This window comes from Halomarina rubra (assembly GCF_023699475.1).
Lineage (GTDB): Archaea > Halobacteriota > Halobacteria > Halobacteriales > Haloarculaceae > Halomarina > Halomarina rubra.
Map to the genome: position 1 here is coordinate 123439 of NZ_JALXFV010000008.1, position 26773 is coordinate 150211.

Consider the following 26773-nt stretch of genomic DNA (forward strand, 5'->3'; position numbering starts at 1 on the left):
GCACGGCGTGGCGACGGCCGGTCACTTCTCGGTGATGGGAACGGTCTCGTCCGTGGTCGTCTCGCGTTTGGGGAGGCGCAGTTCGAGGACGCCGCGGTCCATCGACCCCTCCGCACCCTGGCCGGTCGCGTCCGGCGGCAGGAGCAGCGTCGCGTCGAGGAACAGCGAGCGCTCCTCGCTGACGTAGCGGAACGCCTCGGGGAGGTCCTTCTCGCGCTGGGCCTCGATGCGGAGGCGACCGTTCTCGACACGTGCCTCGACCGTCTCGGCGCTCGCGCCCGGCAGGTCGACGACGACGAGGTACGCGTCGTCCGACTCCAGCATGTCGGCGAACACCGCGTCGGGGAGGTCCCGCAACGCGTCACGCAGGGCAGACATACCAGAAGGTACTCCCGCCGGAGCGAAAAAGCCCCCGGTGAGAGGGGTTCGCACGGTGGCTCCGTGGCGGTCGCTCGCCCGGCGAGCGCGAAAAATCGGAGCGGTCGCGTCGTCGTTACGCTGCCGCCTGCCCGTTCGACTGAGCGCGGTCGAACGTCCAGACCGTCACGTCGGCGTTGAGGCGGGCGTACTCGAAGTAGACGAACTCGTCGGTCGTCGAGTCGTAGCCACCGTAGAGCTGGAGTTCGGTGGTACGCCCCGAGGTCAGCGAGCGTACGTCGCCGTCGTCGAAGCGGACGACGACCGCGTCGTCAGTCGAGACGACGTGTTCGGCTGCGACGGACTCGCCCTGCCCGTTGACGAGCGTGTACGTCCCGTTCACACCGTCGAAGCCGTCGGGCGCGTCGAGTCGGAAGACGGCCTTCCCGTTGCCGTCGCTGACCATCAACTCGGTGCCGACATGTGCGTCGACGCGCTGCATCCGGCCTTCGACCTGCGGGTCGAGGGTGCCCTGCTCGCTCATGTAGTCGACGACGGTCGTCGCGACGAGCTTCCCGGTGTCGTTCAGGACGGGTTCGTCGGCGAGCGGGTAGCTGCTGCCCCCGGCGGCCATGTAGTCGTTCACCGCGAGGCTGTACGTCGCGTCCTCGTCGAGACGCTCACCGCCGACGTAGACGTCGGTGATGCGCTCGTGGGCGTCCTCGTGGGGGACCCACTCGAACTGGACACCGGAGACCTGCTGGCTGATCTCCTCGCCGTACTGCTGGCCGGTCTCACTCTCGAGCGTGACGATCTGGCTGGCGAGCGTCGCCTTCAACTCCGCGCCGGTGACCTCGACCGTCGTCACCGTGTTCGGGAACGGTAGCGTGTTGAACACGTCACCGCCCGTGATGGGTCCGGGACCGTACACCGAGTTCGAGCGGATGCCGCCGGCGTTCGTGATGGCGACGTCCGCGCCCGTCTCCCAGCGCATCGCGTCGGTGACGAGGTTGCCGTAGTTCGACTCCTCGTGGTAGTTCGTCGCGAAGCGAGCGTCGAGGGCGACCTCGCTCTCGGCGACGACCGAGTCGAGGCTGACCTCGCCGCGATACTCCTCGATGATACGGGCGGCCTCCTCGTCGCTCTCGACGGAGGCGTTCTGCACGTCGATGAGGCGACCGTTCCACGCCGTCACGTCGTTGGCGTCGGTGTCGACCGTGAGGTTGAGTTCGCCGAGGTACTCGGCGCGAGCCTCACCCTCCGTGATGATGGTGCCGGAGGTCACGTTCGGCGGGTAGTGTATCTCGTCGTCACCGACCGCGATGACGTCGATGGCACCGTCGTCGGCCTCTGCGAGCTTCTTCGCGTCCGGGACGCCCGTGTGAGCGAGCGCGACGACCACGTCGACACCCTTCTCCTCTTTGAGCATCTCGGCGGTTCGCGGGCCGTCCACGGTGTAGTCTTCGAGCGTGATGCCCTCGGCGGCGAAGTCGACGTTCGTCTTGCCGTAGGTCGCGCCGTAGTCGAGCAGGCCGATGAAGCCGACCGTCACGTCACCGCGCTCGACTATCTCGTAGTCCTTCGTGCCGTCGAACGCCTTGCCCGTCTCGTTGTCGACGAGGTTCGTCGCGAGCCACGGGAACTCGGAGTCGTTCGTCACGTTCGAAATCGCGTCGAGACCGAAGTCGAACTCGTGGTTCCCGATGACGTCGGCGGCGGGGTCGACGCGGTTGAGCACCTCGGTCGGTGCGCGCCACTGGCTCACCGGCGAGAGCGCGTGGGGGCTGACCTGGTCGCCCGCGCCGGCTACCACGACGGGGTTGCCGTGGGCGGCGCGACGCTGTTCGACGAGCGTCACCATCTTGGGGAGCGTGGAGTTCTCCGCGCCCGCCGTCTGGATGTCGTTGTACGTCAGCAGCGTCAGCGTCGTCGAGTTGTTCTCGGCGGCCGTCACCGGGCCGTCGGCTGTCGTGTCGGCTATCGTCCCTGCCGTCGCTCCCGCGGGCACCCCAGCGAGAACGAGACAACACACCATCGCGAACGTCAGTACACGTCGCATCACTTGAACGCGCCGCGTGGCGCGATTTATGCTTAACTAAATGAAAATTGTGTGGGAATGTAAGCCACAGGAGACCCCGGGACGCCGCCATGACGAGGTGGCCGGCGGGTGTCGTAGAGCGCGTGCCGGTCACGGGTGCTTTTGCCCCCGCCCGCGAACGGGAGCGTATGACCGACGTGAGCGACGCGGGGTTCAAATCCGTCACACGGGTCGCCGAGGCGCGGCGGCGACTCCTCGACGTGACGACCCCCCACAGCAGAACGGAACGACTCGCGCTCGACGAGGCGACGGGGCGCGCACTGGCGAGCGAGGTGACCGCGGCGGCGAACGTCCCCCACTACCGCCGAGCGGCGATGGACGGGTGGGCCGTCCGCGCCGCGGACACGTTCGGTGCGGGCGAACGCTCGCCCGCCGTCCTCCGAGGAGAGGCGGTCGGCACCGACAGCGTCTCTCCGGAGTCCGCCGTTCGGGTCCACACCGGCAGCGCGCTCCCCGACGGCGCGAACGCCGTCGTGATGGTCGAGGATACCGACCGCTTCGGCGACGACGTCGAGGTGTTCGACGCCGTCGCGGAGGGCGAGAACGTCGCCCCCGTCGGCGAGGACGTCGGCGAGGGGCAGCACCTCTACGACGCCGGCCACCGCCTCCGACCGTCGGACCTCGGCCTCCTGCGTTCGACGGGCGTCGAGACCGTCGCCGTGTTCGACCGGCCGGACGTCGCCGTGATTCCCACGGGCGAGGAGCTAGTCGACGCCGACCCCGCCCCCGGCGAGGTCATCGAGACGAACGGACTGACCGTCTCGGAACTCGTCGAGCAGTGGGGCGGCACCGCTCGCTACCGCGACGTCGTCACCGACGACGAGGACGCGCTCGCGGCGGCCATCGACCGCGACCTCGACGCGGACGTCGTCGTCACGACCGGCGGCTCGTCGGTCGGCGAGCGCGACCTCATCCCCGAGGTCGTCGACGACCTGGGCGAGACGTTCGTCCACGGCGTCGCGCTCAAACCCGGCCACCCGTGTGCGCTCGGCGTCGTCGAGGACACGCCCGTCGTGATGCTGCCGGGCTACCCCGTCGCGTGCATCATCAACGCCGTCCAGTTCCTCCGGCCCGTCCTCAGACACGTCGGGCACCTCCCGCAGACGCCCCACGCGACGCGTCGGGCGCGACTGGACCGGAAGATACGGAGCGAACCCGGGGTTCGGACGTACGTCCGGGTGCGGGTGGAGCGGCGGGACGCTGCGGATGGCGAGGACACGGCTCGGGACGAACTGGTCGCCACGCCCACCCGCGCGAGCGGGTCGGGCGTCCTCTCGTCGGTCGCACTCTCGGACGGGTGGGTCGTCGTCCCCGAGTCCCGCGAGGGCGTCCCGGCGGGCGAAACGGTGACGGTCGAACAGTGGGAGTTCTACCCATGAGAAAGGAGTTCCGCGACCTCGCACCACCCGAGGCGGCCCACGAGGCCATCGCCTGGCTCGACCTCGCGGGCGACACCGAGTCCGTCCCGCTCCGGGAGGCCCGCGGGCGCGTCCTCGCCGGCCGAGTGGACGCCGCCCTCGACGTCCCCGGGTTCGACCGCGCCAGCGTCGACGGTTACGCCCTCCGCGCTCACGACACGTTCGGTGCGGACGAGGTCGACCCCGCCGTCTTCGACCTCGTCGGCGTCGGCGACGCGGGCAGTCGCCCGGACGTGACCGTCGGCGGCGGCGAGTGCGTCGAGATATCGACGGGCGCGGTCGTTCCCGACGGCGCGAACGCCGTCGTGATGGTCGAACGGACCGACCGCGTCGGGGGCGAGGACGACGACGCTCGAATCGAGGTTCGCACGAGCGCCGCGCCGGGCGACCGCATCATGTTCGCCGGCACGGACGTCGCCGCCGGCGAACGGGCGCTCGGTCCCGGGACGCGCCTCACCGCCCGCGAAATCGGCCTGCTGTCGGCGCTCGGCGTCGACGAGGTTCCAGTCCGGGCGGCCCCTCGTGTCGGCATCGTCTCGACGGGCGACGAACTCGTCCGCCCCGGCGAGCCACTGGACGCCGCGGCGGGCCAGATATACGACGTGAACAGCTACACAGTCGCCACGGGCGTCGAGGAGGCCGGCGGCGAGGCCGTCCTCTACCCCCACGCCGGCGACGACTACGAAGCGATGGAGGACCTGCTCCGGCAGGCCGCCGAGGAGTGTGACCTCGTGCTCTCCTCGGGGTCGACGAGCGCGAGCGCGGTCGACGTCATCTACCGCGTCGTCGAGGAGCAAGGCGACCTCCTGCTCCACGGCGTCGCCGTCAAACCGGGGAAACCGATGCTCGTCGGTCGCCTCGACGGGAGTGCGTACGTCGGTCTCCCGGGCTACCCGGTGAGCGCGCTGACCATCTTCCGGACGTTCGTCGCCCCCGCCATCCGCCGTGCGGCGGGCCTCCCCGAACCGCAGGCCGCGACCGTCTCGGGCCGGATGGCGAGCGAGGAACGGTACGCCGAGGGCAGACTCCGTCTGATGCCGGTCGGACTGGTCGAGGCCGGTCCGGACGAACGGCTCGACGGCACCGACGTCGGCGGCGACACGCTCGTCTACCCCGTCGACAAGGGGTCGGGCGCGACGACGAGTCTCGTCGAGGCCGACGGTCTCGTCGAGATGCACCCCGACACCGAACGACTGGACGCGGGCGAAGCGGTCGACGTTCGGCTGTTCTCCCCCGACGTGCGCGTCCCGACCGTCGTCGGCGTCGGCGAGGACGACCCCGCGCTCTCGCGCCTGCTCGACCGTCTCGACGCGCCGCGGTACCTCGCGCTGGGGAGCCGTGAGGGGCTCCGACGCCTCCGGAACGGCGTCCCCGACCTCGCGGTGACGACGACGGGCGGCGACACCCAGTTCCCGACCGTCGAGGTCGGCGCGTGGAGTCGCGAGTGGGGGCTGGTCGTCCCCGACGGGAACCCCGACGACGTGACCGGCCTCGCGGACCTCGTCGACCGCGACCTCCGGTTCGCCAATCGGACCCCCTCGTCGGGCCTGCGGACGACCCTCGCCGAGGCGCTCGCCGACCTCGCCGAGGAACGCGGCGAGACGCGCCACGACCTCGTCTCGGCCATCGACGGCTTCGAGGCGGGGCGGCGCGCCCACGAGAGTCCGCCGCGAGCGGTGCTCGCGGGCCACGCCGACGTGGCACTGGGTCTCCGCGCGACGGCGGACGCGCTCGGTCTCGCGTTCGTGGGCGTGGGCGAGGAGACGGTCCGCGTGCTCGGCAACCCCGAACGCGCGGAGAAGTCGGGTGTCGAGGCGTTCGCCGCGCGGGTCGGTGCGATGGACGACCTGCTCGCCGACCTCCCGGGGTACGGCCGGCCGGAGTGAGGGCCGAACCGCGGCCGTCTGCACGGCTCTCGGGACGTGAGCGGTCGTGCGGGGCGGTCGCGCCGGTCAGTCGGAGGCGAACTCCGGTTCGACCCCGGTATCGCCGCCGACGCGCCGCAGTTCGGTGAGGCGCATCACGCGACGGTCGCCGAGGACACACGACCCACGGCGGTCGTGGCCGTGACGCTCGACGTGGATGCCGTCGAGACCGGCGTTCCACGCCGCGCCGACGTCCTGCGGCCCGTCGCCCACGAGGACGCCGCGTTCCGCGCCGCTCGCGAGACCGCGGCCGACGCCGAGGTTCGACATCGCGAGGCGGACGGGTGCGGGGTCGGGTTTCCAGCCCAGTTCGTCGTCACAGCAGACGACGGTGTCGAACCAGTCGGCGATGTCGAGCGTTTCGAGCGCCGCGTCCGCGAGGTACTGCTGGGAGTGGGTGACGAGACCGACCGGTCGGTCGACCGTCGCGACGAACGCCGCCGCGTCCTCGTAGACGAACGAGTGCTCGGCGCGAGCGATGGGGTCCTCGACGGCGTGGAACACCGTCCAGAACTCGCGGGGTTCGTGACCCCACTGTCGGAGGAGCGCGTCGCGCGACCCACCGAGGCCGTGCCAGAGCAGCTCCGATTCGCGCTCGGTGAACGACCGACCCATGCGGTCGCCCACCTCGTCCATCACGCTGTAGACGTAGCCCGGTTCGACGTCGATGAGCGTCCCGTCGAGGTCGAGCAGCCAGAAGTCGTAGTCGGTGGAGGGTGCCATTCAGGACACAGAGGTACGCTACCCAGTGTCAAGTGTCTTCCGGGCGGACGTGGATGGAACTGCCGAGGTAGTTCGTCTTCACACGCTCGACGGTCTCCGCGTTCCCGAACGTCCCCGTCTCGGCGGCGAGTTCGGCGGCGATGGCCTCGTCGAACGCGTCGAGGTACGCACGGTCGGTCCGCAACTCCCGGAACTCGACCGAGTCGACGGGGACGCCGAGGGCCAGTTCCATCTGCTCGCGGAGACGCGAGGGGTCGTTGGCCGCACCGCGCCAGCAGTTGTCGCGGAAGAACAGCCACCCGGACTCGCCGGGCGCGACGGCGTCCCGTTCGACCGTCGTCTCGAAGGCGGCCGGCGAGGCGCGAACGCCGGCTTCGGAATCGAGACGGAATCGGACACGGAAGACGTACGCTGCGTCCATCTACAGCAGGTCGTCGAACCGCTCGGCGAGGTCGAGGTCCTTCTCGGTGATGCCGCCCTCCTCGTGGCTCGTCAGGCGCACCTCGACCTCCCCGTAGCCGATGGTCATCTCGGGGTGGTGGAAGGCGTCCTGTGCGACGCCCCCCGCGCCCGCGGCGAAGCCGACGCCCGCCAGGTACGAGTCGAACTCGTACGTGCGGACGATCTCGTCACCGTCGCGCTCCCAGTCGTCGGGGAGTCGCTCCGCGATCTCGTCGTCGGACAGTGTCTCGGCCATGCTGGCCCGGACGCGCGCCGGGCGGATAAGTGTGGGCGCGGGAGCGTTTTGCCCACTGGGCGACTATCACTCACATGGAAGCGGACGTCGACCTGTACGACTCGCTGTCGGGACAGGTCGTTCTCGTGACGGGGGCGACGCGCGGTATCGGGGCCGAGGTCGCCGCCCAACTGGCCGAGCGCGGCGCGACGGTGTACGCCGGTGCGCGGGACGTCGACGACGTCGAGGAGGCCGCGCTGTTCCCGGTCCACCTCGACGTGACCAACGAACGGACGCTGGAGAACGCCGTCGGGCGTATCGAGAGCGAGACGGGCCGACTGGACGTCCTCGTCAACAACGCCGGTGTGTACGGGCCGGGCGGCCCGCTCCACCGGATATCGACGGACGGTATCGACCGGACGATGGACACGAACCTCCGTGGGCCGATGCTCCTGACGAAACACGCCCTCCCGCTGTTGCTGGAACGGGAGGGGGGGCGTGTCGTAAACGTCTCCTCGGGGGCGGGCCAGTTCGCCGGCGGGATGAGTACCGGTCGTGCGCCGTACGCCGTCTCGAAGGCGGGACTGAACGCGCTGACGGCGTACCTCGACGCCGAGTACGGCCCCGACCTCGTCGCGAACGCGGTCTGTCCGGGCTGGGTCCGGACCGACATGGGCGGGCCGGGCGCGACCCGAAGCGTGACCGAGGGCGCGGCGACGTCGGTCTGGTTGGCGCGGTTCCGCCCCGGCAGTCCGGGGGGAAAGCTGTGGCGCGACGAGGCGGTCGTCGACTGGTAGTGTCGCGACCGCCTCGTGACGGTTCGCAGCGACCTGCGGCGACTCGCGGGCGTGGCTACCGAGCAGTGGGGCGAGCAGGCGACTCGACGCGGTCACGTGTGGATGAGTCGCTCACCGCTCCTGCTCCGAGCGGGCCGAGGCGTCGCCTCGCGGTCCCACACGCGTCGGTGGCTATCGCACGGTGGGGCTGGTCGCGGTTTTCTATAAGGAGGTTCGCGCCGATTCGACGGTGGTGTGGGGTGCTCAGTCCGCGCGCAGTCCCTCGAAGTAGACCGCCTGCTCCTCTTCGGGGGCGGGCGCGGTGACGAGGCTGACACCGACGACGAGGACGAGCGAGAGCGCCATTCCCGCGATCTGGGGCGTCCAGCCGAGGTAGTACGTCGCGCCGAGGACGCCGAGCGTGACATCGGTGCCGGCTGCCACGCCGGGGACACTCGTCCCCGGAAGGAGCGTCAGAGCGACGTGCGCGAGGTAGAACACCTGCGCGCCGACGAGCGCGACGAGCATCCCCGCCCGCGTCGTCCGTCGCCAGTACAGCGCGACCAGCACGGGCAGGGTGAGCTGTGCGAACCCGCCGAAGGCGGTGTCACCGATGACGAACAGCGTCTGGTTGGTGAACAGCGAGGCGACGAACGAGCCGAGCGCGAAGACGACGACCCCGCCCCGCGCGAGCAGCGCTTCGCGGTCGGGACGACCGAAGACGGGGCGGTAGACGTCCCGCGTGAGGTACGACGCGCCCGAGAGGAGCATCGAGTCGCTCGAACTCATCATCGCCGCGATGGCCCCGGCGATGACGAGCGCGGCGAACCAGACGGGCGTGTACTCGTTGAGCATGATGGGGACGACGTTCGCGCCGTCGGGCACCGCGACGCCGAGGCCCTTGGCCCACGCGCCGAGCATGAACGCGGGAACGAACAGCAGGAGCACGAGCACGGGCCAGAGCGCGAACGTGCGCTTGAGGACGGTCTTGGAGGAGGCCGCGAAGAAGCGCTGGTTGATCTGGGGGAACATCGCCACGCCGAAGGCGATGCTCACGGCCGTCGAGATGACGTACTGCGGGGTGTAGAGACCCCCGCCGAGTGCGAGGAACTCGCCGTCGGTCGCCGCGAGCGCGTCGGTCGCGGCGCGAGCGCCGCCGACGTCCCAGAGGACCCACCCGACGGCCGCCCACGTGACGAGCAGCATGAACGCCCCCTGGAGCGTGTCGGTCCAGGCGACGCCGCGCATCCCGCTGATGCCGACGTAGACAATCATGAACAGGGTGATGCCGCCCGCGCCGACCCAGTAGGGAATCGCGCCGTCGGTGAGCGTTTCCAGAGCGATGCCCGCGCCGCGTTGCTGGAGCATCACGTACGGGAACAGCCAGAACAGGCCGATGGCGGCGACCAGCACGCGCAGGCCCCGCGAGCCGAAACGGTCGCCGAGCATCTCCCCGAGGGTGACGTAGCCGTGCGCGCGGCCGACGAGCCACTGCTTGTAGCCCAGGACGTACCAGAGGATGGCGAAGAGGATGCCGTCCATCAGTCCCATGACGAGAATCCACTCGGGACCGGCGCTGTAGGCGATGTTCGGCCCGGCGAAGAACGTGAACGCCGACAGGAGCGTCGCGAACGTCGTGAACAGGAGGACGACGGTCCCGAGCGTCCGCGAGGCGAGGTAGTAGTCCTCCGCGGTGTCGTTCGAGAGGCGGTAGGCGACGACGCCCACCGCCAGGGCGAGCACGAGGTAGACGCCGATGACGCCCACCTGGACGCCCGTCCGGGACTGGAGCGGGAGCGCGGCCGTCGACCCTGCGGCGAGGCCGACGAGGCTCGCGACGGCGGTCATACGCGCTCACCCGGTGTGGGCTCCGTGTGACCGGCCTCCTCGGGCGACTCGATGCCGACACCCCACGCTCGGTGGGCGAACAGCGCGAACACGCCCGAGGCGAGGACCATCCAGCCGACGTGCCACCAGAGCCACAGCGGGAGACCGGCGACGACCGTCGCGTCGCGCCAGAGGAACCACGGGACGGCGAACACGACCAGCACTGCCATCGCGACGACCCACAGGAGGCGTTCGGTTCGACGAATCATGATGGGCCAGCTATGGGACGACCCCACCTAAAGATTGCTGAAATGCCACCGATACGGCGAATCGAAGAGTATTCTTCTTCAATCGTCGTCGGCCGTGGGGCCGACCGAGAGCTGTCGACTCGCCGACAGACGGAGGGGTCGGGCCTTCGACCGGCCGTTGAGCGAAAACGTGGCTTTATACGGCGGCCGCTACCTATTTATACCGTACCACGTCCACGCGTGGGCATCACCATCCAGCCCTCACGGGCACTCACACCATGCACGACACAGCCAAATACCTCATCCACGCCGACATCACCGCCGAGGGGGTGGTCGAACGGTCGGACGTCGTCGGAGCCATCTTCGGGCAGACCGAGGGGTTGCTCGGCGACGACCTCGACCTGCGCGACCTACAGGACTCCTCGAAGGTGGGCCGTATCGACGTCTCCGTCGACTCACAGAACGGCCAGTCGTTCGGCACTGTCACCATCGCCAGCGGTCTCGACCAGGTCGAGACGGCCATCCTCGGGGCGTCGCTGGAGACCATCGAACGCGTCGGCCCCTGTCGCGCGACCATCTCCATCGACCGCATCGAGGACGTCCGGGCCGCCAAACGCCGCTCCATCGTCGAGCGCTCGAAGGAACTGCTCGGCGAGGCGTTCGACGGGTCGATGCTCACCAGCGAGGAGCTGGTCGAGGAGGTCCGCCGGGCCATCCGCGTCGAGGACATCACCACCTACGAGGACCTCCCCGCCGGTCCGCGCGTCCACGACTCCGACGCCATCATCGTCGTCGAGGGTCGTGCGGACGTGTTGACGCTCCTCCGCTACGGCGTGAAGAACGCCATCGCCGTCGAGGGCACGAACGTCCCCGACGCCGTCGCCGACCTCACCCGCGAGCGCATCGTCACGACGTTCCTCGACGGTGACCGCGGTGGCGACCTCATCCTGAAGGAGCTCGCGCAGGTCGGCGAGGTCGACTACGTCGCCGTCGCCCCCGACGGGCAGAGCGTCGAGGACCTCGGGCGCGCTGAAGTGATGCGTGCGCTCCGTCAGAAGGTCCCTTACGACTCCTTCGAGGGGAACGCCTCGGGGTCGGCCGACGACGAGGTGCCGACCGACGTGGCGTCACCGCGGGAGGGACAGAGCGTCTCCGACGGTGGGAGCCACGCCACGCCGACGCGGACGGCCAGCGCGGCGACCGTGACGACCGACGCCCCGACGAAGACCGCGGCACCGGTGGTCACCACCGGCGAGGCCGAGTCGGCCGTCGAGACCGCCGACACCCCTGCCCCCGCCGAGTCGGGCGACGACGTCGGCGCGACCGAACCCGCCGAACCGGTCGACACCGGCGCGGAGGGGACGACCGAAAGCAGCGCGACCACCGACGAGACGACCAGCGACGGTACGACCGGCGACAGCGAGCCCCCGGCGGTTCCGGAGACGCTCCGGGGGCACGTCCGGGCGGTCGTCACCGACGGAACGGAGACGGTCCGCCTGCTCGACGAGGAGATGGGCGTCCTCGACGACGCCCCCGCGGACGAGGCGTTCGACGTCCTCCGCGAGGCCGAGTCGGTGCCGTTCGCGGTCGTCCTCGACGCCGAGCTCCCCCAGCGAGTGCTCGACGTCTGTGCCCAGCGCGGCGTCGAGAACGTCGTCGCCCGTTCGCTCGGGGAGTTCGTCAAACGCCCAGCAAGCGTCCGGGTCCGCACCGCCGAACGACTGCTCGCCCGCGAGTACTGACCGCCGCGGTCCGCAGGTCTGCGGTCCGCCGTCCCCTCTAAGCCACCGTCATCCGACCCGTCGCCCGACTATCCGAACCCTTCGACGTGGACGTGTAGCTCCGGCACGCCGATGGCCTCTGCCACGTCGACGAGGCCGTACGCCATCGCGCTCACGCCACAGGCGTACGCCTCGATGTTCGAGGGGTCGATGCGCGCGTCGACGTCGTACACCGGTTCCTCGTCGGCGCTCGACGCCAGCGAGTCGCCCACGTCGTCGGGGACGACGCCGTCTTCGAGGTACTTCATCAGCGTGTGCTGGACGTAGGCGGTCTCGCCGTCCCAGTCCGAGAGGTACGTCTCGCGCGAGCACGTCGGGACGAAGTGGAAGTTCTCGTGGGCTTCGTCGAGCGCGCTGAACGCGTCGAAGTACGGGATGTCGTCGCGCCACGACGACCCGAGGAACAGCCAGACGTCGCGCTGGTGGCCGTCGCCAGAACGCCGTGCGTTCTGGCTGCCTGCCGAGGTCTCCTCGGCACCGTCGACCACGTCGAACCCCTCCTCGAACGTGTAGTGAATCATCGAGTAGAACGGGGCCGCGCCGGTGCCCGTCGCGAGGAACACCATGTCCCGCTGGCTCGGTTCGTCGAGGACGAAGTCGCCGTTCGGGCCGCGAATCTCGACCTCCTCGTCGGACTCGATGCCCTGACACAGCTTCGGGGTGAGGTGGCCGTCGGGGACGTGTCGAACGCAGAGCGCCACGTCGTCGTCGTTGGGCGAACTGGCGATGGAGTACGGCCGGGCGACGTCGTCGTATCGGAGCGTGAGGTACTGCCCGGGCGCGAACTCGAAGGCGACGTCCGGGTCGAAGCGAATCTCGACGAGCATCGGGTAGGGGCGTTCGTCGCGCTCTTGGAGCGAGTCGAGTTTCGTCGCGAGTGTACTGTCGGGCGAGGGGTCGAGGGCGTCACGAACCTGCCGCCAGTCGATGGGGTCGGGACCCCACGCCCCCGACGCCAGCAGGTCGTCCTCGTTGTGCGCGTCCAGCAGCGTCTCGACGGCGTCGGCCACCTCGTCGTGGCGCTGCTCGTCCATCGCGGTCACGGTCGTCACGACGGCCTCGTCGGCGACCAACGGCAACTCCTCGGCGGCCGCCTCGATGGCGTCGTGCTGCTTGACCTCCATGGACCGTCTGCGCCCGCTCACCGGATAAGCGTATACCGCGCTCGCGACGTACCCCGGGTCGCGGTCCGCGGTCGGACTCGGCAACCGGTTCAGAGCGGCACGAGACCGAGTCCCCACGCGAGTGCGGCCGCGACGACGCCCGCGACGGTGGTCGCGACGAAGTTGACGCCCTTGTTGTCGAGCAGCGTCCCCTCGATGGTCGCCCCGAGCACCGAGTCGACGACCATCCCGCAGACACCCGCGAGGACGACGACGCCCGTCGCGGTCGGCGAGAGCGAGAACGCCACGAAGGCGATGAGACCGACGACACCGGCCCCGACGAGGCCGGCGACCCCGCCCTGCCAGGTGACGCCGCCGTCGGTGCCCGGTGGGACCGTCCGGAACGTCGTGATGAGCCGCGGGTCGTCGTAGAGGCCGCCGATCTCCGAGGAGAGGGTGTCGCTCATCGCGGCGGCGATGGACCCGGCGAACGCGAACAGGAAGACGTCCTGCGGGACGCCGGTGTGGGTGGAGGTCGCCCAGCCGAGCAGGGCGACCAGCGCGGCCGCGGAGTTGGCGATGACGTTGCCGCTCCCGCGTGCACCCTCGTTCTCCTCGGCGATGCCGCGGTCGAGTTTCTCGTCGTAGCGGAACTTCGTCGACAGGCCGCCGATGGCGAAAAAGGAGATGAGGACGGCGAACCAGCCGTAGCTGCCGAGGACGACCGAGAGGAACGCGAGGAGAGTGCCGGTGAGCATCCCGGTGATGGAGGCAGTCTCCAGCGCGTACGAGACGTACCCCAGCGCGATGGAGATGACGATAGCACCGACGACCTGCGTCGCGGTGAGTTCGAGCGGTAGGTCGGCGAACAGCCAGAGGACGAGCGCCGTCGTCGTCATCACCAGCGGGTCGTCGCGGTCGAACAGCATCGATCGCAGCAGCGCGGCGAGCATCGCGCCGCTGGCGGCGAGGAACACCGCCTGCGAGGGGTCGAACGACACGTCCCGGAGCGCGGCGGTGGCGAGTTGTGCGAGCGTCCCCGCGCCGAACGCGGCGAACGCGAACGCGCTCACCGCGAGAAACCGGTTGCTCGACAGTTCGAGTGCGCCCTTCTCGGCGAACGACCCCCACGCCAGTAGGACGACGCTGGCGACGTACACCGAGAGCGGGAGGGTGAAGTTGACGGCGACGAACGCGAGCGCACTGGCGGCGAGCGCGAACCCGACCAGCCCGTACAGTCGGCCCTCCTCGAAGTCTGCGGGGCGAGCCAGCCACTCGAAGAGGGCGCTGTCCTCGGGGACGGCGAACGCGCCGAGCGCGACGAGCGCGAACGGCGCGGCGGCGACGGCCGACACGAGCGGCGTGTTCGAGTCCACGGCGGGCACGCCGGCCTGCTCGGCGAGCACTGGCGCGAGCGGGGCTACCAGCGCGAGCACCGAGACGAGCGCGAACAGACCCGCTCGTCGGACCGTCTGAGACACGTCGAACGGTTCCGCGGACGATTACTTAACAGGTCCGGACGGGTCGCGCGACGCGGTCGGTCTCGCAGGTCTTACGTCCCCACACGACGAGCGACGAGCGTGGGACTGTACGACCGTTACCTCGCCGCTCGCGTCCGCCGGGACGACGCCGCGCTCCCGGCGACTATCGCGCTGGTCATCACCGAGCGCGACCTGCTCGAACAGGACGCCTACCGGACGCTCGAACGCTTCCTCGACCTGGCGTTCGAGATGGGCGCAGAGCGCGTGATGGTGTACGTCAGCGTGCTCGACGAGGCGGCGGTCCCGACGCTCCGACGGACGCTCGCGGACCTCGACTCCCCCCGTCCGCTCGCGGTTCGCGGTCCCGACGACGCCGAACGCGCCGACACGCCCGTCCAGGTCTCCATCGGCCTCGGCGGGCGCGAGGAGTTCGCGAACGCCGTCCGAAACGTCGCTCGCGCCGTCGAACGCGGCGACGTCACCAGCGACGAGGTCGACGAGTCGACCATCGAGGGCGAACTCGTCTTCCCGACCGCGCCCGACCTCGTCATCAAGACCGGAGCCGAACGGCTCTCCGACTTCATGATCTGGCAGTCCGTCTACTCCGAACTGTACTTCACCGACGTCAACTGGCGGGACTTCCGCGAACGCGACTACCTGCGGGCGCTGCGGGACTACCAGGACAGACAGCGGCGGTTTGGCCGGTAGGCCGACGCTCGTCAGTCCGCCGAGAGCGGCTCCACGTCGTCCAACTCGTCCAGGTCGGCCTGTGGAATCTCGCCGACCTTCTCCGTCAGCCGTGAGACGACGGCGCGGTCCGCGCCGACGGCCTGCAGCAGTGCCAGCGCCCGGTCGGTACGGGTCCGTCGCCAGGACTTCTGGCGCGACTGGTAGGTCCGGATGGCGCGCAGCAGGTCGACTCGCGAGAACTCCGGCCAGTACGGCGCACAGAAGAAGACGGCGGCCTCGTTGCCGTTGGCGTGCCACGGCAGGAAGTTCGAGGTCCGCTCGTCGCCGCCGGTGCGGATGATGAGGTCGACCGCTCGCGCGCGTCGTTCGGTGAGTCGGTCCTCGATGGTCTCGACGTCGATGTCCTCGGGCGCACGGTCGCCGGCCTCCACGTCCGCACACAGGTCGCGGGCGGCGTTGAGCAGTTCCGCGCGGCCGCCGTACGCGAGCGCGACGTTGAGATACTGGTCGTCGTAGTCGGCGGTGCGTCGCTCGGCGTAGTCGACGGCGTCGATGACGCGCTGTGGGAGCAGGTCGAGTTGGCCGATGGCGCGGATGCGGACCTGCTCGTCGTGGACCTCGTCGTCGTCGGCGAACTCGTACAGCTTGTTCTCGATGAGGTCGAACAGCTCCTCGCGTTCTTCGGGCGGGCGGTTGAGGTTCTCGGTGGAGAAGGTGTACAGCGTCAACTCCTCGATTCCCAGTTCGGAACACCACGAGAGCACCGATTCGGCGGTGCGAGCGCCAGCGCGGTGGCCCGCCGCGGTGCCCTCCCCCTTTCCGCGAGCGTATCGGCGGTTCCCGTCCTGGATGACCGCGACGTGGGTCGGAACGCCGTCGACCTCCCGTTCGAGTACCCGTTCGTAGAGTCGACGTGCTAGCCGACGGACCCGCCGTACCATGCGCGAGGGGAGTTGGGGTTGGCGTATGAGTCTTTTGAACCCGAACTGACGAGTGGCTCGGAGGGTTTTAGTACGGTGACGACAAGGGACAGTTGCAATGGCGACCGGTACGGTTGACTTCTTCAACGACACGGGCGGTTACGGCTTCATCAAGACCGAAGACTCCGACGAGGACGTCTTCTTCCACATGGAGGACATCGGCGGTCCTGACCTCGAGGAGGGGCAGGAGGTCGAGTTCGACATCGAACAGGCCGACAAAGGCCCCCGCGCGACGAACTTGGAGCGTCTCTAACGATGGCGAAAGGTAAAGTCGACTTCTTCAACGACACGGGCGGCTACGGCTTCATCGACACCGAGGACGCGGACGAGGACGTCTTCTTCCACATGGAGGACGTCGGCGGTCCCGACCTCGAAGAGGGCCAGGAGGTCGAGTTCGACATCGAACAGGCCGACAAAGGCCCCCGCGCGACCAACGTCACCCGCCTGTAAGACGCACTTCACACGAAACGACGATTCTCGGTATTTTCACTCCGCCCAGCGGCGGTGCTCCAGTTCGAGACGGCCACGCCGACCCGCAACCGTGAGAGGTAACACCGTCGACGGTGAGGTGCGAGTATGGAAACCGTCGACAGGGACCTCTACGAGCGCACGAAGGCGCTGCTCGAACCCGGCGACATCCAGTTGAACGGCGTCATCGTCCACACCGACATGGGCGACGACGACGAGGCGCGACTCCACCAGGCGACGCTGGACGCCGGCGACGTCATCGCCGAGGAGTCCGGGAAGGGCGAGTGGTACGTCTTCTCGGGCAACGACGACTCGCGGTTCGGCCTCAACCAGCACCAGGGGCTCACCATCGCCGAGGACGAGTTCGTCTGGGAGTGCCAGCAGTTGCTCCGCGAGGGGACGTTCAAGGTCGTGTTCTACTACGAGGCCGACGCCGACCAGTCGGCCGTCGTCGCCGGTATCGAGGACCTCGGCTTCCGCGTGACGAGCGTCGAAGGCGAGGAGTAACGGCAAAATCACCCGACGGAAGGGTTCCGGGATGCACAGTTTATTGTCGGTGGCACTCCGACCCGTCGTCGCGGTCACGAGGTGAAGTTCCGTGAGCCAACGTCGGGAACGTGACAGTAGTCGTGGAGTATCGTTGCTAAGCCAGTCGACCGAGCAGTCTCAGTCGAGCGACCTCGACGAGACGTTCGCGCTGTTGAGCGACCACTACCGGCGGGCGACCGTCGCGTGGCTCTGCGAGGCGGACGGCCCGGTGGCCGTCGAGGAGCTCGCTGCGGGCATCGGCCCGACGGTCGACGCCGGCGAACGGCGAGTCGTCTCGTCGCTGACGCACAACCACCTTCCACGTCTGGCCGACGCCGGCGCGGTGGAGTACCACCGTGACACCGGCGTCGTGAGGACGACAGCCGACACCGAACGGCTGGCGGAGCTGCTCGGCGCGGTCGCCGGGTGACGGCTCCGCGACCTCGTGCCCACGGTCCGCTGTTCGTGCCCGTCGCCGACCGGCCGGTCAGTCGTGGTCCGGACAGCGCCCCCGATACTCCGACTGGTCGGCCGGTCCGACGACGCCGTCGATAGCCAGGTCCGACCAGCCGTCGGCGCGTGCGGCGTGTTCGTCGTCGTACATCTCGCTCGTCGAACAGCGTTCACAGGAGACGAAGACGCTCATGGCCCTCGATAGCTCCTCGCGCTATATCAACGTCCCGTCCCTTCGGGTGCGGTTCCGTCCGTTCGGCGACCGAGTCTCCGCCCGGCGAACGCGGTTCTTATCACCCGGTGGACCCGAGGACGCACAATGAGTTCGGCCGCGCAGTTGGACCGACTGGACCGGGCCGTCATCAACGCCTTCCAGGGCGGCTTTCCGGTCTGTGAACGGCCGTTCGACCCCGCCAGCGAAGCGCTCCGTGACCGTGGCGTCGACGTGACCGCAGAGGAACTGCTCGAACGCGTCCAGCACCTCGACGAGGAGGGCGTCCTGACCCGGTTCGGGGCACTCGTGAACGCCGAGGCCATCGGCGGGACGGCGACGCTCGTCGCGATGCACGCCCCGCCCGACCGCTTCGACGAGGTCGCAGAACTGGTCAACGCCCACCGCGAGGTCGCGCACAACTACGAACGCGAACACCCCCACCTCAACATGTGGTTCGTCGTCAGCGTCGCCGAGGAGGGAGAGGTCGAGCGCGTGCTCGCCGACATCGAGACCGAGACGGGTCAGGAGACGTACAACATGCCCAAGGAGCGGGAGTTCCGCGTCGAGGCGAAGTTCCTGCTCGACGGCCCCATCCCCGACGGCGACGTCGACCTGTCACATCTCGGCCCCGACGTGACGCCCACCGACCGGACGACGCTCACGCCCGCGGAACGCGACCTCGTCCTGGAGATTCAGGGTGGTCTGCCCGTCACCGCGACGCCGTACGCCGACGTCGCGGCGGCCGTCGGCCAGGACACCGAGTGGGTCGTCAGCACCATCAAGCGGTTCGACCAGGAGGGGAAGGTGCGGCGCGTCGGCGTCATCCCCAACCACTACGCGCTGGGGTACACCGAGAACGGGATGACCGTCTGGAACGTCCCCGACGACCTCGTCGCGGAGGTCGGTCCCGCCGTCGCCTCCCTGGAGTTCGTCACGCACTGCTACCAGCGCCCGCGCCACGAACCGGTGTGGTCGTACAACTTCTTCGCGATGACCCACGGTCGCAGCGAGGCCGAGAGCCAGGACCGAATCGAGCAGGTCCGCGAGCGGATGAGCGAGTTCTGGGACGTCGACGACGAGGACTGGGACTCGCTGTTCTCGACGCGCATCCTGAAGAAGACGGGCATCCGGATGGCCGAACGCGCCGACGCGAACACGGAGTAGCCCGTGTTGCCGCTCCTCCACGACCTCGCGGACGAGTCGGTGCTGGTGTTCGGCGGGGGCCGGGTCGGTGCCCGCCGGGCGCGGACGTTCGCCGTCGAGAGCGACGTCGTCGTCGTCAGTCCCGCGTTCGCCGACCGGTCGTTCGGCGACGCACGACGCGTGCGCGCCGAACCGTCCCCGGACGACGTGGCGGCGTGGGTCGAGCGTGTCGCCCCCGTGCTCGTCGTCGCCGCGACCGACGACACGGCGGTCAACGCGGCGGTCGAGCGCGCTGCCGCCGAACGCGGACTACTCTACAACCGTGCCGACCGCGCCGGCGAGCGCGCTCCCGGCCACGTGGCGGTCCCCTCCATCGTGCGCGACGGCGAGGTCGTCGTCGGTCTCTCGACGGGCGTGCCCGCGTTGACGAAGGTGCTGCGCCAGCGGGTCGAACGCGAGGTCCAGGGGGCCGGCGAACTCGCCGTCCTCACGGCCGAACTCCGGCGATACCTCCGGGACCAGTACCCGCCTGAACAGCGTCGCGAGGCGCTGCGGGCGGTGGTCCGCTCGGAACGGGTTTGGAAGGCTTTAGGTGATGGAGTCGCTAACCCCAGACAGATAGTGGACGAAATCGCCTCCGACGCCCTGGGTGAGTCGCCGTGACGACCGCGAGTGTCATCTCCGGCGTCAGCGTCGCCCACCAGCGCGCCGACCTCGACGCCATCGACGCCGCGGCCGACGAGGACGTCCGCACGCTCGTCGCCTCGCTACTGGAGATTCCGGAGGTCGACGAGGCGTTCGCGCTCCAGACGTGCAACCGCGTCGAGGCGTACGTCGTCACGGACGACGAGGCCGACGGCCGCGCGGCGGTCGCCGGCGTCGTCGAGGACGTCGTCCCCGATGCGGTCGTGCCCATGGACCACGAGACGAGCCTCCGTCACCTCATGCGGGTGGCCTGCGGTCTCGAATCGCTCGTCGTCGGGGAAGACCAGATTCTCGGTCAGTTGCGGGACGCCTACCTCGCCGCGCGCGCGGCCGGTGGTGTCGGCCCCGTCCTCGAAGAGGCGCTCACCAAGGCCATCCACGTCGGCGAGCGCGCTCGCACCGAGACGGCCATCAACGAGGGCGTCGTCTCGCTTGGCAGCGCCGCCGTCCGCCTCGCACGGACGGACTTCGACGGCGACCTCGCCGACGCGACGGCGCTCGTCGTCGGGACCGGCGAGATGGGCACCCTCGCCGCCCGTTCGCTCGCCGAACACGTCGACCACGTCGTCGTCGCCAACCGGACGCTCGACAACGCCGAGCACGTCGCCCGCGCGCTCGACGACGTCCGGACCAGCGTCGTCGGACTCGGGGCGCTCGCTCCCGCGCTCGAGGCCGCCGACGTCGTCGTCTCGGCGACCGGTGCCCCCGAGAGCGTCATCGACACACAGCTCCTCGCGACGGCTGGCGAGACGTACCTCATCGACCTCGCGCGCCCCCGCGACGTCGCTCCCGGCGTCGACGCGCTGGAGGCGGTGACGGTCGTCGACCTCGACGCCATCGAGGACGTCACCGACGCCACCGCCGAGCAGCGCGCCCGGGCCGCCCGCGAGGTCGAGGCGATGATCGACCGCGAGTTCGAGAACCTGCTGGTCCAGTACAAACGCAAGCGCGCCGACGAGGCCATCGGCGCGATGTACGAGGGTGCCGAACGCATCAAAGGTCGCGAACTCGCCACCGCGTTCTCCCGACTGGAGGCCGCCGAGAGCGACGAGGAGCGCCGCGAGGTCGTCGAGTCGCTCGCCGACGCGCTCGTGGGCCAACTGCTCGCCGCACCGACGCGGAGTCTCCGTGACGCCGCCGAACGCGACGACTGGTCGACCATCCACACCGCGCTCCGCCTGTTCGACCCGAGCGGCGACGCCGGGTCGACCCCTCCGCTCCCGCCGAACGCCAGTCCCGAGGACATCCCCGAGGCGGTCCGCGACGGGATGCCTCGCGCCGTCCTCGAACAGCTCGACGACTGAGCCGTCGACTCCGCGACGAGGTCGCAACGAGACCGCCACGAGACTCCTCGACGAAACCTGTTTGCTACCCGACAGCGTAGCGCTCGACGGTGAGCGTCTATCCTCGACGGCCGTGACTCGACACTCTCGGAGACACTCGTCAGTGGTCGTGCGGTTCGGGTTCTGGTCGTGGTGGGACTGTTCCTGGTCTCGGTCCGACTCCTGGCGGCTTCGACCGCGGCGCTGGCACCGGTCGTCCGGGCGGGGTTCGAGGGCGTCGTCGTCACGGACCTGGACGCGCTCGGAATCGGGTGGCTCGGGGCCTACCTCCTCGCCAACGGGTCGGTCGTCGCGGCCGTCTCGCTGTCGCTGTTCGACGCCGCCCTCGTCGACGCCGGGCAACTGTTCATGCTGGTCGTCGGGTCTCGCCTCGGTGCCGCCGCGGTCGTGGTGCTCGTCGGGGCGGCCGACTACACTCACGACCCCGAGTCGACCCTCCGGGAGTCGACGCGGTTGGGGTTGTTGACGTTCGTCGTCAGCCACTCCATCTACCTCCCCGTGGCGCTGGTGGGACTGGTCGTCCTCCCGTGGCTCACACCGTACCTCTCCACGACCGCGGCGGGGGCCACGAGCGTCGGCGGCGTCCCGGACGTGGTCGCGCCGCTGACCGACCGCGTCGTCGGGGCTGTCGGACCGACGGTCGGTCTGCTGGTCGCCTTCGGGGGGTTGCTGGTGAGTCTGTGGCTGTTCGACCGTCTCCTCGACGACCTCGACACCGACCGCCTCCGGGAGCGCTACCTCTCGCGGCTGGAGAACCGATGGCTCTCGTTCGGACTCGGCGTGGTCGTGACCGGCCTCACGACGAGCGTCGCGTTCTCGCTGGGGGTCGTCGTCCCGCTGTACAACCGCGGCCACGTCCAGCGCGAGGAGGTCGTCCCGTACGTCCTCGGGGCCAACGTCGGGACGCTCGTCGACACGCTCGTCGTCGCCGTGGCGCTGGGGACGCCGGCGGGGGTGTCGACCGTCCTCGTCGTGCTGGTGGTCGGTCTCGTCGTGACCGCGCTGGCCCTGGCCGCCTACGCACCGTACTGCGAGGTGGTCGACGGGGTCCAGCGACGCGTCCTCGCTAGCCCCGCGTCGTTCGTCGCGTTCCTCGGGTCGCTGCTGGTCGCGCCCGCCGTGCTGGTGGTGGGCTGGTGAGCCGCTCGGTCGACGATACGGTTATCAGTTGACACGTCCTCTCTCCGCTCGATTCTCGCGAATCGGTGAGGACCAGATGACTCGACCCGAGGTGGACTGATGCCCGTCGTACCGAACACGCTCGAACGCCTCGCGATGTTGCGCCTCAACCGTGCGCCCGGTCCCGTCCTCGACATGGTCGCCGCCGGAGCGTTCCGCGCCGCGACCACCGCATACGAACACGGTGTGTTCGCGGAACTCCGCGATGGTCCGCGGACCGCGTTCGACCTGGCGCAGACGCTCGACGCCCACGAGGACGGGTTGCGACCGCTGCTCGACTTCCTCGTCACGACGGGCTACCTCGACCGTGACGGCATCTACTACGAGAACTCGACGATGACGACCCGCTGGCTCACCGACGCGCCCGCGAGCACCGACGTCGGGCCGTGGCTCGCGATGTGGGAGACGGTCGTGTTCCCGTTCTGGACGACGGCGCTCGACGACGTCCTCGCGACGGGTGAACCCGACCGGACGCTCTACGAGACGCTGACCGAGGACCCCGAGGCGGCGAGCGCGGTCCAGCGGGGGTTCGTCGCCACCGCCGAACTCGCACTCGACGGGGTCCTCGACGCGGTGGCGGTGCCCGAGGGGGCGACCCGCCTGCTCGACGTCGGGGGCGGCCACGGTCGGTACGCCGCGGCGTTCGTCGCCACGACGCCGACGCTCACCGCCACGGTGTTCGACCGCCCCGAGGCCGCGGCCGTCGCCCGGGAGGTGGCCGCGGCCAACGCCGTCGGCGACCGCGTCCGCTTCGAGGCGGGCGACTACTTCGCCGACGACCTGGGGAGCGACTACGACCTGGCGCTGGTGTTCAACGTGCTCCACGCCCACGACCCCGAGGAGAACCGCCGTCTGCTCGCGCGGGTCCACGACGCCCTCGGTTCCGGCGGCCGCATCGCCGTGCTCGACCAGTTCGCGAGCGAGGCGCGGACCCCGGCGTGGGAGGCGGCGCTGGCGTTCCTAAACCTCAACTACCACATCACCATCGGCGCGGGCATCCCGGACGAGGCGACGGTCCCCGAGTGGCTGACCGACGCCGGGTTCCGGGCGGTTCGTCGCGAGTCGGTGGGACCCGGAATCGCGGTGTTCGTCGCAGAGCGGGACTGACCGCTCGTCGCTTCGCGGCGCGTCTCGTTGCTTCGCGCCGTCGCCGAGACGAGCGCCCGACGCCCGCGCCACGATGCCTTTTTGCCGACACGCTCGCGTCTACGGGTATGACACTCGACCCGGTGCACTTCGAGGGCATCACGCGCCTCGCCGGGCGCATCCGGCAGGACGTGGACGCGAGCGACCACCGGGCGTTCGCACAGCAGGTGTGGGAGGAGTGGCTCGACCCGCTCCGGGCCGACGGAGACGTGTTACTCGAACCGCTCGACGAGCACCGCCGACGGATGATGCCCGTCGACGAGGCGGCGCTCCAGCCCGACCGTTTCGAGACTCGCCACGGGCTCGACTCGGGCACCATCAACCCGACGACGTTCAAGAACGGCGTCGTCCTCGACGTGGCCCAGGCGGCGATGAGCGCGGTCCCCTCCGACCTCGACCTCCACCGCGGGCGGACGACGGTGATGACCGTCCACACGAACGACGCGATGGCCGACCTCAACGGCGACTGGACGATGTTCGACGAGGGCTACACCCGCGGGCGGGTGCTCCACGCGCCACGCGTCGACCGCTACGAGACCGCGGTCGTCCACGACCTCGCGCTGTTCCTCGCCGAGAGTTCCCACGCGCTCGACAACGCCGACATCGTCTCGGACCTGCTCGTGATGGACGGCCCGGTGTACCCGAAGGGCCTGCTCAACTGGGCGAACCGCGAACCCGAACTCCGCGACCTGCTCGCCGAGGACGAACGCCCCCGCGACGTCATCGAGAACTACATCCGCCTCGTCGAGCGGTTCGCCGAGCGCGACGTGCCGCTCTGTGGCTTCGTCAAGACGCCCATCACCCGCGCCATCACGCGGACCGTCCGCGACCAGCGCGGGAACGCGCCGTGGGTCAACGACGCCGCGTTCTTCTCGCAGGTGCTCGAACGCCGCGAGCGCGTCGCCGGCGAGGACGGCCCCGAGTACGACCGCGTCACCGACGCGCTCACCTTCACGAGTTGGTTCGTCTCCCGTGGCGGGGCCGACCACGCCATGTCGACGCTCGGCGACGCGTTCGGCATCGACCGTCGCCTCCCGCCCGAAGCCTACGAGGTGACGTTCTGTGTGCTCTACGACCCCAGAACCGACGTGGTGTACCGTCTCGAAGCGCCCGCCGCCTTCACCGCCGACGAGGACCAGCGTGAGGCCATCCTGATGCAGGCGCTCAAGGGCGTCGCCGTCGAACGCGGCCCGCCGATGGCCGTCGCCAAAGCGGACGGCCTCGCCCAGATCGGTCGTGCGGAGACCGACGCGCTCCGAGGGGCGCTCGAACGCGCGTTCGACACCGAGGCCGACACCACCTACGACGACGAGCGGTGGGGTCTGCTGGACTGAACGACGACTCGGGACAGAGACCACGCCCGACCGAGCGATCCAAGGATGGGACCGAAGCCGCTCTCGGGGCGGAGACGCGGACGGCTGAGCACCGTAGGTGAGCGAGAACAGCGAGCGAACCGAGGAGCGCGCCAGCCGCATCGGTTCGTGAGAGTGGGGGCTTTCGAGGCGTTCTCGGCTACTACCTCACCGGAGAAACCGAAACCAGCGACGTCAGCGAGCGCCGGGCTGGGTCTTCGTCATCTCGATCTCCACGTCGGCCTCCCGGACGCCGATGCGTGCGAACTGGGTGCGGATGTGGTCCTCGGCGGCCTCGACGCCCTGGTCGCGGGTCTCGAACCCGCGGGGCATCGGCGACTCGAAGGCGATCTGCACCTCCTCGCCGTCGATGGTCTGGGGTTGACCGCCGCTCTCGACCTCGTAGAACTCGTCGCAGACCCACACGTAGGGCGCGTCCTCGTCGGGCGCACCCTTGAAGTCGGGGGCACGCTCGCCGCGTTCGTAGAGCGTCCCGGTGAGGGTCGTCCCCCCGGCGTGCCCGCGAATAAGTAACATTACGTCTGATACGGTGTCACGTCGGAAAAGGCTGTTCAGACGCGGACGACGGGCGTCAGACGGTAATTCGGTCGTTCGTGACTGTCCCGGTGAGCGATGGTCACGCTGCCCCCGGTCGGGCACTCACACGACGGCCAGTCGTTCGGCGAGAGCGTCGGCGAGTGACCCGCTGGCGGCGAACACGCCGAGGTCCCGTGTGTCGTCGCGTCGGACGTGCGCACCGGCTTCGTTCGCCAGCAGTTCGCCGGCGTGTTGTTCCTCCTCGTCGGGGGCGAACGTCACCATCGCGTCGATGCGACCGCGCGCGAGCAGGCCCCAGTGGACGGTCGGACTCCACGAGGAGAACACGCGCTTGGAGGAATCGGCTAGCGTGTCTCGGAGCGCGTCGGCCTCGGCCAGTCGGCCGTCGCGTTTCACGTCGTGACCGATGACGAACCCGACGGTCGCCGTCTCCAGCGACCGGTCGCTCTCGCAGTCGACGGGCGTCCCGTCGTAGCGCGTTCCCACGCCGCGGCGAGCGAGGTAGTGGTCGTCGGCGACGGGCGCGTAGACGCTGGCGAGGACCGGGCCGTCGGCGTCGAGGACGGCGACGCTCGCCGCGAACGACGGCATCCCGGCGACGTAGTTGTTCGTCCCGTCGAGCGGGTCGACCACCCAGCGGTACTCCGACGTCTCACCGGCACGCTCGCCGCGTTCCTCGGCGTAGACCGTGTGGTCGGGGAACGACGACTCGACGACCGAGAGCATCCGCTCTTCGCTGGCGCGGTCGGCGGCGGCCTTCACGTCGTGGGCGTCGAACTCGCCGTCGGCGTCGTTCGCTCGGAACCGTTCGCGGAGCAGTCGGCCGCCGGCGAACGTCGCCCGGACGGCCGTGTCTTCGATGGCGGGGAGCACGTCTCGTCGTGTCTGTGGGCGAGCATGACCGTTTCGATGGACGGCGGTGCGCCGTCGGTCGTCGGTCGTCCGGCGCGGCTACCGCGCGAGCGTCGTCGGCCGGTGGACCTCGCGGCGCTGTGGGAGGGCGTCGAACCGCTCGGTCGGGACGGAGAGGATCTCGCCGTGTCGACGGGCGGTGTTGTACGGGTTGACGAGCAGAGCGTCGTCGGCCACGCTCAGGAAGGCGTACGCGCCGGCGGTCGGAAGGGCCGAGTGGACCTCCCCGAGTGTCCGCCGGCGGTCGAACGCGAACAGTTCGTACCACTCCTCGAACCCGCTCGCCGCGGCGGCGGCGAGGACGCGGACCGTTCGACTCGCGGTGTTGCGTCGCATCGATGACGGCGCGGTGCTGTCGATACCCGCCTCCGCGGCCGTCGAGACGACGACCCACTCCTCGTCGGTGTCGGTGAGCGTCTTCGCGTAGAACACCGGGGCGTCGGTGACGCCGACGCGGTCGGCGGTCGGGCCTGCTTCCTCGGGGTCGGCCCCGTCCGGTCCGGCCGCGTCGATGCGCTCGCGGGGGAGACGGAAGAGGTCGACGCCGTCGACGTACGCCGAGTCGACGCCCCAGAGCACCGCCGACTCGGTGAACGCGGGTTCGACCGCGCGCCACTCCTGGCCCCCACGGCCGACGGGCGTGAACGCGCCGTCGTCGTCGAACCGGCCGACGGCACACTGGCCGTCGG

Annotated in this window: 28 protein-coding genes and 1 pseudogene; 15 read left to right on the forward strand and 14 right to left on the reverse strand. The window is 69.8% G+C overall.

All coding sequences use genetic code 11. From position 1 onward, the window contains the following. Positions 1-21: 21 nt before the first annotated feature. Both M1L36_RS15425 and M1L36_RS15430 read right to left on the reverse strand, forming a co-directional pair. Positions 22-378, reverse strand: coding sequence for an Hsp20/alpha crystallin family protein (locus tag M1L36_RS15425; RefSeq protein ID WP_250874633.1), 357 nt, complete (start codon positions 376-378; stop codon positions 22-24). Between the two features lie 115 nt (positions 379-493). Further along, positions 494-2416, reverse strand: coding sequence for a bifunctional metallophosphatase/5'-nucleotidase (locus M1L36_RS15430; RefSeq protein ID WP_250874634.1), 1923 nt, complete (start codon positions 2414-2416; stop codon positions 494-496). A 167-nt stretch (positions 2417-2583) separates the two neighbouring features. Here M1L36_RS15430 and M1L36_RS15435 point away from each other — a divergent pair, with 167 nt between their 5' ends. Beyond that, the gene (locus M1L36_RS15435; RefSeq protein WP_250874635.1) at positions 2584-3834 is read left to right on the forward strand and encodes a molybdopterin molybdotransferase MoeA; all 1251 of its coding nucleotides are present in this window, start codon (positions 2584-2586) and stop codon (positions 3832-3834) included. Beyond that, positions 3831-5759 carry a molybdopterin biosynthesis protein gene (locus M1L36_RS15440; protein ID WP_250874636.1) on the forward strand — a complete coding sequence of 643 codons (1929 nt, stop codon included), beginning with the start codon at positions 3831-3833 and terminating at the stop codon, positions 5757-5759. Before M1L36_RS15435 ends, M1L36_RS15440 begins: the two co-directional genes overlap by 4 nt. A 66-nt stretch (positions 5760-5825) precedes the next feature. Here the strand turns inward: M1L36_RS15440 and M1L36_RS15445 are convergent, their stop codons facing one another. The 3 genes from M1L36_RS15445 to M1L36_RS15455 are packed head-to-tail and all read right to left on the reverse strand — an operon-like array spanning position 5826 to position 7218. Next, the gene (locus tag M1L36_RS15445) at positions 5826-6521 is read right to left on the reverse strand and encodes an HAD family hydrolase (protein ID WP_250874637.1); all 696 of its coding nucleotides are present in this window, start codon (positions 6519-6521) and stop codon (positions 5826-5828) included. Between the two features lie 28 nt (positions 6522-6549). Next, positions 6550-6942 (reverse strand): LWR-salt protein, encoded by a 393-nt coding sequence (gene lwrS, locus M1L36_RS15450; protein ID WP_250874638.1) that lies wholly within the window; start codon positions 6940-6942, stop codon positions 6550-6552. Next, positions 6943-7218, reverse strand: a complete 276-nt coding sequence (locus M1L36_RS15455) for a 4a-hydroxytetrahydrobiopterin dehydratase (protein WP_250874639.1) — start codon at positions 7216-7218, stop codon at positions 6943-6945. It abuts the gene before it with no gap. Positions 7219-7292: 74 nt separating this feature from the next. Here M1L36_RS15455 and M1L36_RS15460 point away from each other — a divergent pair, with 74 nt between their 5' ends. After that, positions 7293-7994, forward strand: coding sequence for an SDR family NAD(P)-dependent oxidoreductase (locus M1L36_RS15460; RefSeq protein WP_250874640.1), 702 nt, complete (start codon positions 7293-7295; stop codon positions 7992-7994). A 243-nt stretch (positions 7995-8237) separates the two neighbouring features. Here the strand turns inward: M1L36_RS15460 and M1L36_RS15465 are convergent, their stop codons facing one another. Together M1L36_RS15465 and M1L36_RS15470 are read right to left on the reverse strand one after the other, a co-directional pair. Beyond that, entirely contained in the window at positions 8238-9821 is a 1584-nt protein-coding gene (locus M1L36_RS15465; RefSeq protein WP_250874641.1) for a sodium:solute symporter family protein, read from the reverse strand. After that, positions 9818-10066, reverse strand: coding sequence for a DUF3311 domain-containing protein (locus tag M1L36_RS15470; protein WP_379820471.1), 249 nt, complete (start codon positions 10064-10066; stop codon positions 9818-9820). Before M1L36_RS15470 ends, M1L36_RS15465 begins: the two co-directional genes overlap by 4 nt. A gap of 260 nt (positions 10067-10326) precedes the next feature. Between M1L36_RS15470 and dnaG the strand changes: the two genes are divergently transcribed. After that, on the forward strand, positions 10327-11790 hold the full coding sequence (gene dnaG / locus M1L36_RS15475) for a DNA primase DnaG (RefSeq protein WP_250874643.1): 1464 nt from the start codon (positions 10327-10329) through the stop codon (positions 11788-11790). Between the two features lie 68 nt (positions 11791-11858). Here dnaG and M1L36_RS15480 read toward each other — a convergent pair whose 3' ends face one another. Beyond that, positions 11859-12953: an FAD-binding oxidoreductase gene (locus M1L36_RS15480; protein WP_250874644.1), complete on the reverse strand. Its 1095-nt coding sequence runs from the start codon at positions 12951-12953 to the stop codon at positions 11859-11861. An 89-nt stretch (positions 12954-13042) separates the two neighbouring features. Continuing rightward, complete coding sequence (locus M1L36_RS15485; RefSeq protein WP_250874645.1) at positions 13043-14413, reverse strand: DUF92 domain-containing protein; 1371 nt, start codon at positions 14411-14413, stop codon at positions 13043-13045. A gap of 99 nt (positions 14414-14512) precedes the next feature. On the opposite strand from M1L36_RS15485, the gene M1L36_RS15490 reads away from it, so the two are divergent. Then, positions 14513-15121 (forward strand): undecaprenyl diphosphate synthase family protein, encoded by a 609-nt coding sequence (locus tag M1L36_RS15490; RefSeq protein ID WP_250874646.1) that lies wholly within the window; start codon positions 14513-14515, stop codon positions 15119-15121. A gap of 11 nt (positions 15122-15132) precedes the next feature. Here M1L36_RS15490 and uppS read toward each other — a convergent pair whose 3' ends face one another. Continuing rightward, entirely contained in the window at positions 15133-16044 is a 912-nt protein-coding gene (gene uppS / locus M1L36_RS15495) for a polyprenyl diphosphate synthase (protein WP_250874647.1), read from the reverse strand. 97 nt (positions 16045-16141) lie between these two features. On the opposite strand from uppS, the gene M1L36_RS15500 reads away from it, so the two are divergent. From M1L36_RS15500 to M1L36_RS15515, 4 genes are all read left to right on the forward strand, one after another. Next, positions 16142-16336, forward strand: a complete 195-nt coding sequence (locus tag M1L36_RS15500) for a cold-shock protein (RefSeq protein ID WP_250874648.1) — start codon at positions 16142-16144, stop codon at positions 16334-16336. 2 nt (positions 16337-16338) lie between these two features. Next, entirely contained in the window at positions 16339-16533 is a 195-nt protein-coding gene (locus M1L36_RS15505) for a cold-shock protein (RefSeq protein WP_250874649.1), read from the forward strand. Positions 16534-16659: 126 nt separating this feature from the next. Next, positions 16660-17058: a DUF5778 family protein gene (locus tag M1L36_RS15510; protein WP_250874650.1), complete on the forward strand. Its 399-nt coding sequence runs from the start codon at positions 16660-16662 to the stop codon at positions 17056-17058. Positions 17059-17191: 133 nt separating this feature from the next. After that, positions 17192-17509 (forward strand): ArsR/SmtB family transcription factor, encoded by a 318-nt coding sequence (locus M1L36_RS15515; RefSeq protein ID WP_250874651.1) that lies wholly within the window; start codon positions 17192-17194, stop codon positions 17507-17509. A 57-nt stretch (positions 17510-17566) separates the two neighbouring features. Here the strand turns inward: M1L36_RS15515 and M1L36_RS15520 are convergent, their stop codons facing one another. Then, a complete protein-coding gene (locus tag M1L36_RS15520) occupies positions 17567-17725 on the reverse strand; it encodes a hypothetical protein (protein ID WP_250874652.1) in 159 nt (52 codons plus the stop codon). 126 nt (positions 17726-17851) lie between these two features. Between M1L36_RS15520 and ahbB the strand changes: the two genes are divergently transcribed. The 6 genes from ahbB to M1L36_RS15550 all read left to right on the forward strand — a co-directional run bounded on the left by ahbB (position 17852) and on the right by M1L36_RS15550 (position 24596). Further along, the gene (gene ahbB, locus M1L36_RS15525; RefSeq protein ID WP_250874653.1) at positions 17852-18910 is read left to right on the forward strand and encodes a siroheme decarboxylase subunit beta; all 1059 of its coding nucleotides are present in this window, start codon (positions 17852-17854) and stop codon (positions 18908-18910) included. A gap of 3 nt (positions 18911-18913) precedes the next feature. Beyond that, on the forward strand, positions 18914-19552 hold the full coding sequence (locus M1L36_RS15530; RefSeq protein WP_250874654.1) for a precorrin-2 dehydrogenase/sirohydrochlorin ferrochelatase family protein: 639 nt from the start codon (positions 18914-18916) through the stop codon (positions 19550-19552). Then, positions 19549-20898 (forward strand): glutamyl-tRNA reductase, encoded by a 1350-nt coding sequence (gene hemA, locus M1L36_RS15535; protein WP_250874655.1) that lies wholly within the window; start codon positions 19549-19551, stop codon positions 20896-20898. Before M1L36_RS15530 ends, hemA begins: the two co-directional genes overlap by 4 nt. Positions 20899-21069: 171 nt before the next feature. Then, entirely contained in the window at positions 21070-22077 is a 1008-nt protein-coding gene (locus M1L36_RS15540) for a sodium:phosphate symporter (protein ID WP_250874656.1), read from the forward strand. A 99-nt stretch (positions 22078-22176) separates the two neighbouring features. Then, positions 22177-23223 (forward strand): methyltransferase, encoded by a 1047-nt coding sequence (locus tag M1L36_RS15545; RefSeq protein ID WP_250874657.1) that lies wholly within the window; start codon positions 22177-22179, stop codon positions 23221-23223. 107 nt (positions 23224-23330) lie between these two features. Further along, entirely contained in the window at positions 23331-24596 is a 1266-nt protein-coding gene (locus tag M1L36_RS15550; protein ID WP_250874658.1) for a DNA double-strand break repair nuclease NurA, read from the forward strand. Between the two features lie 213 nt (positions 24597-24809). Here M1L36_RS15550 and M1L36_RS15555 read toward each other — a convergent pair whose 3' ends face one another. From M1L36_RS15555 to M1L36_RS15565, 3 genes and pseudogenes are all read right to left on the reverse strand, one after another. Continuing rightward, entirely contained in the window at positions 24810-25151 is a 342-nt protein-coding gene (locus M1L36_RS15555) for a DUF7113 family protein (RefSeq protein WP_250874659.1), read from the reverse strand. A gap of 123 nt (positions 25152-25274) precedes the next feature. Further along, the gene (locus tag M1L36_RS15560; protein WP_250874660.1) at positions 25275-26045 is read right to left on the reverse strand and encodes an inositol monophosphatase family protein; all 771 of its coding nucleotides are present in this window, start codon (positions 26043-26045) and stop codon (positions 25275-25277) included. A 78-nt stretch (positions 26046-26123) separates the two neighbouring features. Beyond that, positions 26124-26773: pseudogene (locus tag M1L36_RS15565) on the reverse strand (glycosyl hydrolase); the annotation flags it as partial.